Origin of the sequence: Bacillus sp. A01H (genome assembly GCF_045277205.1) — a bacterium.
Classification (GTDB): domain Bacteria; phylum Bacillota; class Bacilli; order Bacillales; family Bacillaceae_G; genus Bacillus_A; species Bacillus_A paranthracis.
Genome location: NZ_CP117702.1, coordinates 2,744,904 through 2,758,336, shown reverse-complemented (window position 1 = coordinate 2,758,336; position 13,433 = coordinate 2,744,904). Strand labels below are relative to the sequence as shown.

General features: G+C 35.4%; 16 protein-coding genes. 9 read left to right on the top strand and 7 right to left on the bottom strand.

Features of this window, described 5'->3' with window-relative positions; all coding sequences use genetic code 11:
- Window positions 1-59: 59 nt before the first annotated feature.
- Together PSR14_RS14545 and dltD are read left to right on the top strand one after the other, a co-directional pair.
- Window positions 60-587: a GNAT family N-acetyltransferase gene (locus PSR14_RS14545; protein WP_000461339.1), complete on the top strand. Its 528-nt coding sequence runs from the start codon at window positions 60-62 to the stop codon at window positions 585-587.
- A 266-nt stretch (window positions 588-853) separates the two neighbouring features.
- The gene (gene dltD / locus PSR14_RS14540; RefSeq protein WP_000782289.1) at window positions 854-2,035 is read left to right on the top strand and encodes a D-alanyl-lipoteichoic acid biosynthesis protein DltD; all 1,182 of its coding nucleotides are present in this window, start codon (window positions 854-856) and stop codon (window positions 2,033-2,035) included.
- 39 nt (window positions 2,036-2,074) lie between these two features.
- On the opposite strand, the gene PSR14_RS14535 is transcribed toward dltD, so the two are convergent.
- Entirely contained in the window at window positions 2,075-2,299 is a 225-nt protein-coding gene (locus PSR14_RS14535) for a hypothetical protein (RefSeq protein WP_000558707.1), read from the bottom strand.
- A 140-nt stretch (window positions 2,300-2,439) separates the two neighbouring features.
- On the opposite strand from PSR14_RS14535, the gene PSR14_RS14530 reads away from it, so the two are divergent.
- Window positions 2,440-2,928, top strand: coding sequence for a DinB family protein (locus PSR14_RS14530; RefSeq protein ID WP_073541746.1), 489 nt, complete (start codon window positions 2,440-2,442; stop codon window positions 2,926-2,928).
- Between the two features lie 29 nt (window positions 2,929-2,957).
- Here the strand turns inward: PSR14_RS14530 and PSR14_RS14525 are convergent, their stop codons facing one another.
- Window positions 2,958-3,572, bottom strand: a complete 615-nt coding sequence (locus PSR14_RS14525) for a DedA family protein (RefSeq protein ID WP_098487562.1) — start codon at window positions 3,570-3,572, stop codon at window positions 2,958-2,960.
- Between the two features lie 235 nt (window positions 3,573-3,807).
- Complete coding sequence (locus tag PSR14_RS14520; RefSeq protein WP_000447224.1) at window positions 3,808-4,572, bottom strand: DUF1836 domain-containing protein; 765 nt, start codon at window positions 4,570-4,572, stop codon at window positions 3,808-3,810.
- A gap of 259 nt (window positions 4,573-4,831) precedes the next feature.
- On the opposite strand from PSR14_RS14520, the gene PSR14_RS14515 reads away from it, so the two are divergent.
- Window positions 4,832-5,281 carry a hypothetical protein gene (locus PSR14_RS14515; protein ID WP_000914477.1) on the top strand — a complete coding sequence of 150 codons (450 nt, stop codon included), beginning with the start codon at window positions 4,832-4,834 and terminating at the stop codon, window positions 5,279-5,281.
- The gene (locus PSR14_RS14510) at window positions 5,269-5,577 is read left to right on the top strand and encodes a YxcD family protein (RefSeq protein WP_000447759.1); all 309 of its coding nucleotides are present in this window, start codon (window positions 5,269-5,271) and stop codon (window positions 5,575-5,577) included. Before PSR14_RS14515 ends, PSR14_RS14510 begins: the two co-directional genes overlap by 13 nt.
- A 24-nt stretch (window positions 5,578-5,601) precedes the next feature.
- Here the strand turns inward: PSR14_RS14510 and PSR14_RS14505 are convergent, their stop codons facing one another.
- The 4 genes from PSR14_RS14505 to PSR14_RS14490 all read right to left on the bottom strand — a co-directional run bounded on the left by PSR14_RS14505 (window position 5,602) and on the right by PSR14_RS14490 (window position 9,171).
- Window positions 5,602-6,837 carry an NAD(P)/FAD-dependent oxidoreductase gene (locus tag PSR14_RS14505; protein ID WP_001000598.1) on the bottom strand — a complete coding sequence of 412 codons (1,236 nt, stop codon included), beginning with the start codon at window positions 6,835-6,837 and terminating at the stop codon, window positions 5,602-5,604.
- Entirely contained in the window at window positions 6,834-7,166 is a 333-nt protein-coding gene (locus tag PSR14_RS14500; protein ID WP_073541744.1) for a (2Fe-2S)-binding protein, read from the bottom strand. The genes PSR14_RS14505 and PSR14_RS14500 overlap by 4 nt, the downstream gene beginning before the upstream one ends.
- Window positions 7,163-7,435: a (2Fe-2S)-binding protein gene (locus PSR14_RS14495; RefSeq protein ID WP_000182238.1), complete on the bottom strand. Its 273-nt coding sequence runs from the start codon at window positions 7,433-7,435 to the stop codon at window positions 7,163-7,165. Before PSR14_RS14495 ends, PSR14_RS14500 begins: the two co-directional genes overlap by 4 nt.
- A 74-nt stretch (window positions 7,436-7,509) precedes the next feature.
- Window positions 7,510-9,171, bottom strand: a complete 1,662-nt coding sequence (locus tag PSR14_RS14490; protein WP_073541743.1) for a sigma-54-dependent Fis family transcriptional regulator — start codon at window positions 9,169-9,171, stop codon at window positions 7,510-7,512.
- A gap of 180 nt (window positions 9,172-9,351) precedes the next feature.
- Between PSR14_RS14490 and PSR14_RS14485 the strand changes: the two genes are divergently transcribed.
- The 4 genes from PSR14_RS14485 to dapA are packed head-to-tail and all read left to right on the top strand — an operon-like array spanning window position 9,352 to window position 13,418.
- Entirely contained in the window at window positions 9,352-10,527 is a 1,176-nt protein-coding gene (locus PSR14_RS14485) for an FAD-binding oxidoreductase (protein ID WP_073541742.1), read from the top strand.
- Complete coding sequence (locus PSR14_RS14480; protein WP_073541741.1) at window positions 10,524-11,561, top strand: proline racemase family protein; 1,038 nt, start codon at window positions 10,524-10,526, stop codon at window positions 11,559-11,561. Before PSR14_RS14485 ends, PSR14_RS14480 begins: the two co-directional genes overlap by 4 nt.
- Window positions 11,558-12,499 (top strand): proline racemase family protein, encoded by a 942-nt coding sequence (locus PSR14_RS14475; RefSeq protein WP_073541740.1) that lies wholly within the window; start codon window positions 11,558-11,560, stop codon window positions 12,497-12,499. The genes PSR14_RS14480 and PSR14_RS14475 overlap by 4 nt, the downstream gene beginning before the upstream one ends.
- A 22-nt stretch (window positions 12,500-12,521) precedes the next feature.
- Window positions 12,522-13,418: a 4-hydroxy-tetrahydrodipicolinate synthase gene (dapA, locus tag PSR14_RS14470; protein WP_073541739.1), complete on the top strand. Its 897-nt coding sequence runs from the start codon at window positions 12,522-12,524 to the stop codon at window positions 13,416-13,418.
- Window positions 13,419-13,433 lie beyond the last annotated feature (15 nt).

Here is a 13,433-nt window from a genome sequence, read left to right as displayed (position 1 = left end):
AAATAGTACATGGTATAATTTACTAGTCTGTATAAAATTTTGGAGGGGAATGAAGTTTTATGTTTGAAGAAAAGAAAGTAATACATACAAAAAGGTTATTCATGAGAAAGCCCATTATAGAAGATGTTGATCAATTTTATAGCATAGTAAAAGAAGAGGCTGTTGGCAAATGGCTTGCTAAATCAAAGGGAATGTCAAAGGAAGAAGCAAAGGACTATATTATGCAACTAATATCACATTGGGAACAGTATGGTTTCGGGGTATGGTTGTTAGTTAATAGAAATACAGGAGAGCTTTTAGGACATTGTGGTTTAAGAAAAATAGATGAAACAGGTGAAATAGAAATTATGTATTTACTTGATCCGGAATATTGGGGAAATGGATATGCGTCAGAAGCAGCAAAGGCTTCCATTCAATATGCAAAAGAGATGATGAATGTAAAAAGAATAATTGCTAGAGTAAAAGTAGCAAATGAGAACTCGAAAAAACTTTTACGAAATCTAGGGTTTATATATACTCATGAAGTTGATTATAGCGGGCGCTTATTATCATATTTTGAACTCAATACATCATCCGAAGAATTCTAGACATTTCATATGTTTTTTCATTGTTAAAAAATAAAATTATTACTAAAATTTCAGTGTGAAATGTATGTAGAATCTTGTATAATTAACGTGTTTCTATGGAAACATTTTCTTGCGCTATATATAGGTCTTAATAGAACAAGGAAAGAAATACATACATGTATATAATAGATAAATAGAATGGAACATGTATAGAGAAAAAGGAGAGAAATGATGACGTGTCAAAGACAAGGGTTACAATTTAATTGCGATAGGAAGAGGAATAAAAAATGAAAATGAAGCATGCCTTTGGTCCCATAATTTTAGCGTGTGTGCTTTTTTTTATTATCATACTCATCCCATCGAAAAGTTTAGTATCACTGATTAGTGATAAGAAGGTAGCAGATGCGGCAACTTCCTTACAAAAAGAAAAATTACAAAGTGTATTCTTGCAACAGAAAATGTTAGAGAATTCGCAGTATTTACCGATGTACGGTTCATCTGAATTTTTACGAATGGATGCATATCATCCGTCTAATTATTTCAAAGTAAATCCCGCTGGTTTTACGCCATATTTAATTGGGATTGGCGGTACACAAAGTTTAGCTCATATATTAAATATGACATCTACAATGGATGAGTTAGAAGGTAAAAAAGTAGTCTTTGTTTTATCACCACAATGGTTTACAAAGACTGGTGTATCGCAGGGGGATTTTACGAACAATTTCTCTAAACAACAAGCATATCATTTTATTTTTAATGATAAAATAAATGTAGAAATGAAGAAGCAAATTGCGAAACGACTTTTAGATTATAAAGTTGTTCAAGAAGATGATATATTAAAAAATTCCTTAGAAGGTATTGTATTTAATGATACGAAACATAACGTAAAAGCGGGTTTAGTTAAACCACTTGCTTATATGCATCGAAATATTTTAGATCATAGAGATTTATTTAACTCCATATTTAAGATTGAGCCGATGAAAGAAAAAACAAATGTGGGACTACGTTCAATTTCTTGGGTAGATGCACGTAAACATGCGGAAGAAGAAGGGAAAGCGGAATCTACTACAAACACATTCGGAATTGAAAATCCATATTACTATAAACATAATTTGAAGAAAAAGTTAAAAGGTTTAAAAAACTTTAGAGCAAATGAATCATATGACGAATCACCAGAATATGATGACTTACAAATTGTTTTAAATATTTTTAAAGAGAAAAATGTCAAGCCGCTCTTTATTTCTGTACCTGTAAATGGACCGTGGTATGATTACGCTGGTTTCCCTAAAGAGCGCCGTGAAGTGTATTATAAAAAAGTTAGGGAACAAGTTGAGAAAGCTGGGTATCCAGTAGTCGATTTCTCTGGCCATGAATATGATAAGTATTTCTTAAAAGATACAATTCATTTAGGTTGGAAAGGCTGGATTTACTTTGATGAAGCAGTGCAAAACTTTTATACTGAGAAATAAGTGTGGAGAAAAAGGAACGGCTATAAGCTGTTCCTTTTTTTAGTATAGAGGATTTTGATGTGGGCAATTCGGAAAGGCATGTATATCTTGAATTTGGCTAAAATCATAATGCTTCATTGCGAACTGCGCTTGATAAAGGTATTCATACACATATAATTGACCATCATGTGCTGAACATAATACACCAGAGGTTCCTTGCCCATTTATGAAGGAAATACCGATAGGGCGTCCGATTAAGTATTGTATTTTTTGTTGCCAATGCATAGGGGAATCACTCCTTTTTGAGATAATATACGAAATGAATGAGTGAATTGTTGCTTATCCACATAATTATGGAGGCTTTTTATATAATTCCTAGAAGATATTCATATGAATGAATTACAAGTGCGAGAAAGGAATGCATAATGAAGAAAGAAAATATTTTAGAAGAAAAGTTAAATATAATAGAATGGTGTCAAACATTACAGCAAGTACCTGATGATATATGGTTTCAGGCATTAAGAGAAGGTTCATGGGCAATTGCGGATGTGATTTCACATTTTATAGTTTGGGACGTGTTTTTAATAAAGGATAGAATTGCATACTTTATAAGTGGACAATCTGTACCAAATGTTCCAATAGATGTTGAGGAAATGAATAAGGGAGCAATTAAATATGCGAGATCTGGTATTTCAAAAGAAGGACTATTAAATCAATTCAGTGTTACTCGTAAACAGTTAGTGGATGAAATTGAGCGAATTCCCACCAAATATTTTTATAATGTCTACCAATTTGGCACTAAAAAAGTGAAATTAAATCATTACTTTTCATCACTCATTCAACATGACTTAAAGCATAAAGAAGAAATAATACAATTTCTAATACAAAATCAAGCCTATAATAAAAACCGCTAACATTCGTAATGAATGTATAGCGGTTTTTATTATATATTTTTACGCAAAATTTTACGTTTTTTTGTCCATTTTTTTATAACGAAGTATAAAAAAATAAGTATGACGCCACCAATTGCGAATGATTTCACATATGGTCCGGCGATATCATTAATATTCTCCCAATTTTCACCTAGTTTTTCACCTAAGTAAATGAAAATGATAGACCAAGGGATGATTGCGAGTGCTGTTAACGTAGTGAAACGTAGGAATGACATTTTTGTAATACCAGCAGGAATTGAAATCGCATGACGCACTACTGGAATGAAGCGTGCTGTAAAAATGACGCCAGTTCCGTAACGATTAAACCAATCTTCTGCAGCATCTATTTGTTTTTTATGTATGAAAATATATTTTCCATAACGTTCTAATATAGGGCGTCCGCCGTATCGGCCAATCCAATAAATAAAGATTTGAGCAATAACACCACCAATTGTACCAAACACAACTGCGCCTAAAAATGAGATACTACCATTGAATACTAGGAATCCCGCATAAGCAAGGACAATCTCACTTAGAATAATCTCAATCATAAGTCCAAGCATAATGCCCCAATAACCTAGCCCTTCAAAAAATGCTAATACTGAGTGAATAAAACTACTTACCATTGTTGCACCTTCTAGTTTATGTATTTTTGAATAGGTGAACCTTATAGTTAATAATATAAAAGATTCACTATGTGTAGATTACACCTTATTTGTATAGGGGATTGCTATTTCAATTCTTTTATGTCCTTTATAAGTATTATAGTAAAGTATATAAGTTCAATTTTTATGAAGAGAGAATGAAAAGATTATTAAAAATTTCTCATAAAAAAATAGAAGCATTTCTGCTTCTATTTTTTTACGGTTTCACATCTAAGTTCTGTAAAAATAAAGTTGCTGTTACGTAACGTTTCGCTAACATTTGTACATATGCGGTATGTACAGAAAGTGTGGCGATAATAATGGCGTTACGGATTGCTTCACGTTGTTCGTTATTAACCTGATCGAACTTGCTTGCAATTTTATCAGCTCTTTCTTTTACGATGTTTTCAATTGTATGGATTGTATCTGTTGCATTTAATTGTAAGCAATTCCCTTGATTGAGTTCTTCAAATAGAGAAGAGTATGCTCCATATAAATGAACAGGATTGATTAAGTCATCACTTCGATCGGCTGGGTCGTTTACGATAAGGCGTAATAGCTTACGAATGGATTCAAAATCAAGTGCTGTTTTTAAATCTTCAACAATGAATAGTAAGGCTGCTTGTTCAATTGAATATTTTTTTCCTTTTTGAGGAGAGCCAATCATTTCTTTTATATCTCGTTTCACCCAGTTTTGCATGGCAGTTACAGAGAAACTTGTGTTTTCGATCTGATTGCCAAGCGCGACTATTTCATTTAAAGAGAAACCGACGTCTGTATCGTCAATTTTTATCAGTTTTTCAAAAATAGGTGAAAGTGCGGTAGTGATAAAAGCAGTTACGCTTTGTCCGCTTTCAATATCTTTTTTATGTGACTTTGCCCAAGCTTCTTGTAAAATACCGAGAGGCTTTTTCGTATTCCATCCTCTTAATGATAGAAGAAGGGTAGCCATTTCGTTTCGTGTGAGATGAAATGTTTCCATCTTTTCACCTCCATAAATAATAAAAAGTTCTTATGAACCTATAATATGTTTTGTTTCATTTAAAGTCAATTCTGTTTTGCTTAATTTTTCCTTTGTCACTAAACTGTCGGAAGTAAATAACACTTGCATATTTCGACAAAAGTTCATATAATAAGTTCATAAGAACCTTTAAAATGTTTTTAAAAATAAATCTATCATTCTGAATTTACTAGAAAGGTAGATTTCACATATATCTATATAAAAGGAGAATGGATATAATATGTTGAAAAAACTTGTAGCAGTCATGACAGCATTCATGGTTATCTTTGGAGCTAGTAGCTTCATGTTTGTAGATCACGCAGCAGCGAAGAGTTACAAATCTGGTAAAAAGTCGTTTACACCAAGTTCAGGTCAAAAGTCAAAAGTTGATTTAAACAAAAAAGACTCAAATGTAAATTCTCAAAAAACGACTCCTGATTCAAAAACAAAAGCAACAAATACAGCACCAAAAAGTAATAAAGGAAGCTTTATGAAAGGTTTATTACTAGGTGGTCTCGGTGGTTTACTAATGGGTAGCTTATTTGCAAATATGGGAGCTCTTGGTTCTGTATTAGCATTTATGGTAAATATGTTAGTAATGGCTGGTATCGTAATGTTAGCAATTCGTGCATTTAAATACTTCAAAGATCAACGTAAGAAAAAGGAAGATGAAGTAGCATGGAAACGATAAAAATTTCTGAACAAGAACTGATCAATGCCCTTTGCGTATATATCGCTGAAAAAAGACAAGTTGGTCCAGAAGAAGTTTTAGTTGAACTTATGTACGACGATGACTATGGTTTTTCTGCTGAAGTAGAGGTAAATGGTCGCCAGCAAATTTTAATTCAAGCGAACTTAATCGAAGCACTACGCTTATTACTTGACAGAGAATATAATGTCAATTCATTTGCGGCGAGATTACAACTTGAATTAGATGATGAAGAAGGTATTTACGCGTTAGCGAAATTTAATAACTCAGATGAGTAGGAAAAAGAGCTGTTGAGAGTATTCTCAGCAGCTCTTTTTAGTATGTGCATATGCAAGGGAATAATCACGCCAAATTTCATTCATTTTCCGTCTACCGACATCAACACCTTGGTTAAATTGAATGGCAGCTTGTTGACGTACCGCATGTACATGTTGGATTGCTTGTTGCAATTGTTGTTCCACAGAATGGGATTTTTTATTTGCCTGTTTTACAATTGAATATCCAGCAACAGTCCCTTGTGCCATTGCAATTTTCCCGCTTTCAATGCCAGTTATATTGCCGGCTACAAATAAACCAGAAAGAGGGGTTTCCATTGCTTCGGAATGGAGAGGAACATGCCCGCCTAATTCCGGAATGTAACGGAACGGACAGCCAGCTACAGCGGCTAGTTCAGCGAGAGGATATAAGCCACCGGCAATACAAACGAAGTCTGCTTCATATATTTGTTCCGATCCGGTTACGATATTTCCTTTCGTATCAATATTAGCAATGCGTACACCTTCAACTTGATTTGTTCCGATAATTTCAAGAGCTGCTTTTCGAAGGTGAAGAGGTGTACCGTTTATTTTCATTCCGCTGTTTGGATAGAAGGTTAATCCGGCTTTTCGAATCCAGTCATATTTCATAAAATGGCTACCTATGCGTAGAAAAGCAGAAGGAGCGAGATGAGCCGCATTTAAAAGAGAGTTTAAAACTTCTTCTGGTTCTCCAGCCTGTTGACTTAATTCACTTTTTTCAGGAAGTACGATATGTTCAACTTTGATGCCTGCTAATTGTAATTCATTCAAAATAGCGAATGACAAAATGTTAGCACCAATAATGATTCCTTTTTCCCCAACTTGAACGCGATGAACATTTGTCATTACTTGGGCTGCCCCGATTGACATGACTCCTGGAAGTGTCCAACCGGGAAGGGGAATGGAGTACTCAGCAGCGCCAGTAGCAAGTAAAACGAACGGTGCTTCTAACGTACCGATATTCGTATGTACGTACCAAGAACTTTCATCTTTATCTAAATTATAGACGGAAATGCCACATTGAATATTAACTGAAAGAGATTGTGCTTCTTCGTGAAGGCGTTTTGATTCTTTTATCCCGTTCCACCATTCTCCAGTAGGTTCTTGATGTAATTGTCCTAACAATCTTCCGCCAGGCTTCATAAATTCATCAATAACAAGTACATTCAGTCCAAATCGAGCGCAAGAGATAGAGGCTGATAAACCCGCTGGGCCAGCTCCGATAATTATGACATCATTCATCGCTTTTTCACCATCTCTCTCACGATATTTGGATGCTGTTTACCACTAGCAACAACCATATCTTTTTCAACGACAGTTAAGCATGCTCGTACGTCTGCTTGATTGTTTACTGTGACGCGGCATTCAGAACAATGTCCGATATTACAGTAAATACCTCGCGGCGTCCCGTTATCTTCGTGCACTCTTAATGTTCTTATTCCGTTTGCAAGTAAAGCGGCCGCAATCGTTTCATGTTCATATGCTTCATATTGTTGACCGTTAAATTGAAAAGTAATGCGATTACTATTATGTAAACTCCCTAAAATAGGGTGATGTGTAATTCTACTCATTTACTTTCACCTACCGATCCAAAAGTAACTGCTCGTACCGGTGGTTGATATTTCAATGGAATATCATTTGTAGTTACGCCTGGATTTGCATGTTCAATCATTCGATCTATCATCATTCTACATGTGCGGCCACCGCAAAATCCCATGCCAGCACGTGTTCTTAGTTTTAATTCTCTTGCCGAGCATTTATATTCAGCAATTGTCGATTGAAGTTGACCGTATGTAACTTCTTCACATCGACAAACAATTAAGTGGTCTTTATTCGTCATATGTATTCCTCCTCTAGTTCGGTTTGCACAAATTATATAATGCAAAAACTATGCCAATATAGAGGAGGTAAGGTTTATTGTAACCCGAGCTTTTTTAAACGGTTATATAAAGTGGCTCTCGTAACACCAAGTTGTTTCGCACATTCTAATTTATTTCCATTCAAAATGCGTAAAGCCCTCTCAATGACCTTTTTCTCATGTTCCTCCATCTCTTCTTGTAAAGAGAGGATTGTATTATTGTTGCTGAGTAATAAGGAATGAGCCGCATGATTATCTAAAGTTTCGGTTGTATGAAATGGTAAATATTCTTGTTTTATAATACCGTCAGTCGCAAATACGACAAGTCTTTCGACAACGTTACGGAGCTCGCGAATATTACCTGGCCAATTGTAATGAAGCAGTTCATGCATAATGCTGGACGGTAAGTCGCGAATGGGTCTGTTATAGTTGATTGAAAAATCGTTTAAGAAAGAGTAGGTTAATTCAATGATATCTTCGCGTCTTTCGCGCAGCGGTGGAATATGCAAACTAACTACATTTAGACGATAGTATAAATCTTCTCGGAACGTGCCTTTTCTCATTTCTTCTTGTAAATCACGATTGGTAGCAGCGATAATACGGAAATCAATATGAATCTCTTTTTCTCCACCAACTCGGTAATATTTTCGTTCTTGTAGTACACGTAAAAGTTTCACTTGCATATCGAGCGGCATTTCTCCTATTTCATCAAGAAATAATGTGCCACCTTGGGCGAGCTCTATTTTACCTTTCTTACCTTTACTATTTGCACCAGAAAACGCCCCGCGCTCATAGCCGAATAATTCACTTTCAAATAATGCTTCTGGAATTGCGCCGCAGTTAATTGAAATGAATGGAGCTTTAGCTGCTTCACTTGCATCATGAATTGCTTTCGCAAATACTTCTTTTCCAACACCACTTTCACCGAGTATTAAAACAGTTGATTTCACCGAACAAACCTTTCTAGCTAATTGTATCGTTCTTTGTATAACGGGGCTCTTTCCATTCATCGTAAGGAAAGGGTCGGATTCATCTTTATACTTTGCTACTTCTTGTTCTAAACGGTGCATTTCATGTGACATATTGAATAGTTTTTCATTTAATGCGACTTGATTTGTAACGTCAGTTTCTGAAACGACTGCTCCTATAATTTCATCGTTACAATAAACTGGATTTGAGTTAATTAATACGAACAAATCTGGACGAGGTTGATGGAACTGAGCGATTATACTTTTTCCGTCATGTAATGATTGCAAAATTTCCAAATCTTTATAGTCAAAAAAACGAGTGATAGGTTGCCCAATAATCTCATTATGCTTGACTGAAAAGATCTTCTCGGCGCCATCTGTCCAGGTGCAAACGCGTTCTTTATCATCGATGACTGTAACGGAAGAATCCGTTGTTTGTATTACGGTGTTATAAAAAGAATGGAGTTCATTGTATGACTTAACAAGAAACGGGATGATTTGCTGAGCTGTTATACAGCATATAGGCTCTTTATTTTCGTTCATTATGATAACGACTATTTCATTGGAAAACGCGTCAATTAAAGCGGTGAATGATTCATCTTCATATATTACTGCACAGTTATATTTTTCTGTAGTAGAAGGGCGGTAATAATACTTTCCGTTAATTTGCTCAATATGTTGCAAGCAGTATGTATGATTAATGGATAAAATTTTTAGAAATTCTTTTATTGTGGGAAATGAGAATGCCATATTGTCCTCCTATTATGTATAAAAATTTTGACAGTGATAAAAAAATAATACACTTATTTGCGATGAATTTAAAATATTTTTACAAATAAAAATATTATTTATAAAAATTGTATATATGTACAGTTGGCACGTCAATTGCATAAAAGAAAGTGAGAGCTTTAGGGGAAGGAGGAGTATTTTGTGAGGCACTGCGACGTTTTAATAATTGGCGGCGGTATTATTGGCTGCTCGATCGCTTATTACACTTCAAAATACGGAAGAGACGTAACAATCATTGAAAAAGGAGAATTTGTCAGCGGGACGTCTTCACGGTGTGACGGAAATATTTTGGCTATTGATAAAGACCCAGGATTTGATAGTCAAATGTCGTTAGTAAGTCAAAAATTAGTAACGGATTTAAGTGAAGAGTTAGAGCACTCATTTGAATATAGGGCACCAGGAAGTATTCTTGTATGTGAGTCGGATGAAGAGATGGAAGCAGCGCAGCAATGGGTGAATCGTCAAAAAGAAGCGGGTTTACCGTTTCGAATGCTTGATAGGCAAGATATAAGAGCAGAATCGCCATTTTTTGCAGATGATTTATTAGGCGGGTTAGAATGCGCAACAGATTCGACTGTAAATCCATATCTTCTTGCTTTTTCACTTCTTGCAGAATCGAAGAAATATGGTACGAAGGCTTTTAATCATACGGAAGTAAAAGAAATGAAAAGAGATAAAGAAGGTTCCTTTATTGTAGAAACGACAAATGGGACGTTTACTGCGAAGCAAGTGGTGAACGCAGCGGGTGTGTGGGCTCCGAAAATCGGACAAATGTTGGATATAAATATCCCAATTGAACCGAGAAAAGGGCATATTATTGTAGCTTCAAGGCAACAACACGTTGGTTGCCGTAAAGTAATGGAATTTGGTTATTTAATTTCTAAATTTGGCGGAAAACGAAAAGTGGATGCTTTAACTGAAAAATATGGGGTAGCTCTTGTGTTTGAGCCGACAGAAAGCCAAAATTTTTTAATTGGTAGTAGTAGAGAGTTTGTAGGGTTTCATACGAGGATAAATAACGAGGTTATTAAATGTATTGCGAACAGAGCAATACGTTTTTATCCGAAAATGGCGGATATGATGGTGATTCGTTCCTATGCTGGATTACGCCCGTGGACAGAAGATCATTTGCCGATTATTTCACGTGTGGAACATATCCCAAATTACTTTATAGCAGCAGGGCATGAGGGGGATGGCATTAGTCTTGCCGCAGTTACAGGAAAAGTGATTGAAGAGTTATTAAATGAAAAAGAAACAATCATTCCTATTGAACCACTTCGTTTGAGTCGTTTTACAGAAAGGGTGTTAAACGGATGAGGTCACAAAGAGTCTTTACGACGATTGATACACATACGGGCGGGAATCCAACGAGAACATTGATTAGCGGCCTGCCTAAGTTAATAGGCGAGACGATGGCAGAGAAGATGTTACATATGAAAAAGGAGTATGACTGGATTCGCAAATTGTTAATGAATGAACCGCGTGGTCATGATGTAATGTCAGGAGCACTATTAACAGATCCGTGTCATCCTGAAGCAGATATTGGTGTTATTTACATAGAGACAGGTGGATATTTACCGATGTGTGGTCACGATACAATTGGTGTATGTACAGCTTTAATTGAATCAGGTTTAATTCCGGTAGTTGAACCGATTACCTCGTTAAAGTTAGACACGCCAGCCGGGTTAGTTGAAGTGGATATCTTTGTTCAAGATGGAAAAGCGAAAGAAGTCTCCTTTTGTAACATACCAGCTTTTTTACTGAAACACATTACTGTAGACGTCGAAGACATTGGAACTGTAGAGGCGGATATTGCGTATGGAGGGAATTTTTATGCCATTATCGATGCGAAATCAGTAGGGTTAGAGTTAGTACCAGAAAACGCATCTGTAATCATAGATAAGGCAATTCATATAAGAAATATCATTAATGAGAAATTTGAAATCATTCATCCAGAGCATTCGTTTATTAGAGGATTAACCCATGTGGAGTTTTATACAGATCCTACACATGAAAGTGCGCATGTGAAAAATACAGTTGTCGTTCCGCCTGGAGGAATTGATCGTTCTCCATGTGGTACAGGAACATCAGCAAAGTTAGCGGTATTATATGCTAACCAAAAAATTGAGATTGATGAAGAGTTTGTTCACGAGAGTATCGTTGGCTCTTTATTTAAAGGTTGTGTCATAAATACGACAAATGTTGAAAATATGGAAGCTGTCGTAACGAAAATTACAGGTTCAGCTTGGCTTATGGGGATGCATAGATTTTTTTACAATGAAAAGGATCCACTGAAAGAAGGCTTTTTGCTAATTCCGCCGATGGAACATGAAACGGAGGATGTAAAATGAACATTCAAAAAATGTATACAGCAGTAGACGTACACGTAAATGGCGAGGTATTCCGTGTAATCAAAGATGTACCATGCAAGTACTACTACAATTTAGAACAATTAAACGAACAATTTTCAGGTGAATTAGCGGAAGAAATGCAGCTTTTATTAAATGAACCGCGTGGTTTTATCGGTTTAAATGGATGTATCGTCGTTCCTTCTATTCATCCGGAAATCGATGCAGCTGTATTATTTTTTAATCATGAAGGGTCAATACCTCTTCATTACGGAGGTATTGTCGCAGTCATAACGATGTTACTAGAAAGCGGATATTTAAAAAAGAGAGAGACGAATCAATACAAAATCGAAACGTTATCTGGCATATTTTTAGTTCATGCGTATGTAGAGCATGATGAAGTTGTATCTGTTTCGTTTGAAAGTAAAGTATGTTATATGATTGAGAAAAATTTACAAGTTGAACATATAAGTTACTCTCTCATACAGGCAGATAAAGTATACGCAGTTGTAGAAAAAGATGCGTATTCACCAGAAATTCATATTGAAAACATTTCTGAATTGAAAAAATGGGGAGAAAGTACACTACAAGCTATACAAAAACAGTCACTTATAAAAAGACTTATTTTAGTAGATTCCACGCAAAAAGAAAAGAACCATATAAAGTCAATTACATTTCATGAAGATAACTTTATCGTACGATCGCCAGGTTTTGTTTCTACTATTGTGTCTTATGTTCACGCGTTATTTAAAAATAATTATATAGCGGATAAACCTTTTATAAATGAAAGTATATGTAATAGCTTTATAACTGTTGAAAAAGTGAAGAAGGAAGAAATAGGTTACATTTTCCGTTTTGAAAGTAGAGGATTTATTACAGGGATGCAGACGTTTCTATTAGATCCTACAGATCCGTTTCCGACAGGATTTTTATTAAAATAAAATAGTAAAGGGAGAGATAAATATGAAAAATATTAAAGGGGCATTTCCAGTATTAATCACACCGATGGATGAGTTTCAAGAGATTAATTGGAACGGTGTAAAACAAAACGTAAACTACTTTATTGAGCAAAAAGTGGCTGGCATTATTATTAATGGAAGCACAGGAGAGTTTGTTAGTTTATCAAAAGAAGAACGATTTAAAATGGTAGAAACAGTATTAAAAGAAGTTGATGGTCGTATACCAGTTATTGTTGGAACTGCTGCGGAGACGACGAAAGAGACGATTGAATACACGAAACATGCAGAAGCGCATGGAGCGGATTGTGCATTAATTATAAATTCGTATTATTGTAAACCGAAAGAAGAGGAAATATATTTTCATTTTAAAGAAATCTCAAACGCTGTAAATATTCCAATTATGTTATACAATAACCCGTTTACATCTGGTGTTGATATGAGTACAGAACTCATGCTACGTATTGGAAAAGACTGTGAAAATGTTACACATATTAAAGAATCTAGCGGAGATATTCGAAAAGCGAGAGATTTAGTAAGACAAGGCGAAGGTGCTTTTCAAGTGTTCTGTGGATCTGAAGATTTAGTTATGGAATCTTATTTAGTTGGTGCGACGGGCTGGGTTTCAGTAGCAGGTAATATCGTACCGGGACTTGTTACAAAAATGTATGAGCATTTCCAAAATGGTGAATTAGAAAAAGCTTGGGAAATAAACGACGCTATTTTACCCCTTTGCGAGTTTCTTGAAGGATCAGGAAAGTATGTGCAAATTGTGAAACGATCAATGGAATTACACGGGCAAGCTGGAGGACCTTCACGTTATCCGAGACTCGGATTAACTGAAGAAGAAGATCAAAAACTTCAAACGATTATTTCAAAAATTGCAGCTCATGCAGCTGTTTAAATAAGGAGGAGAGCA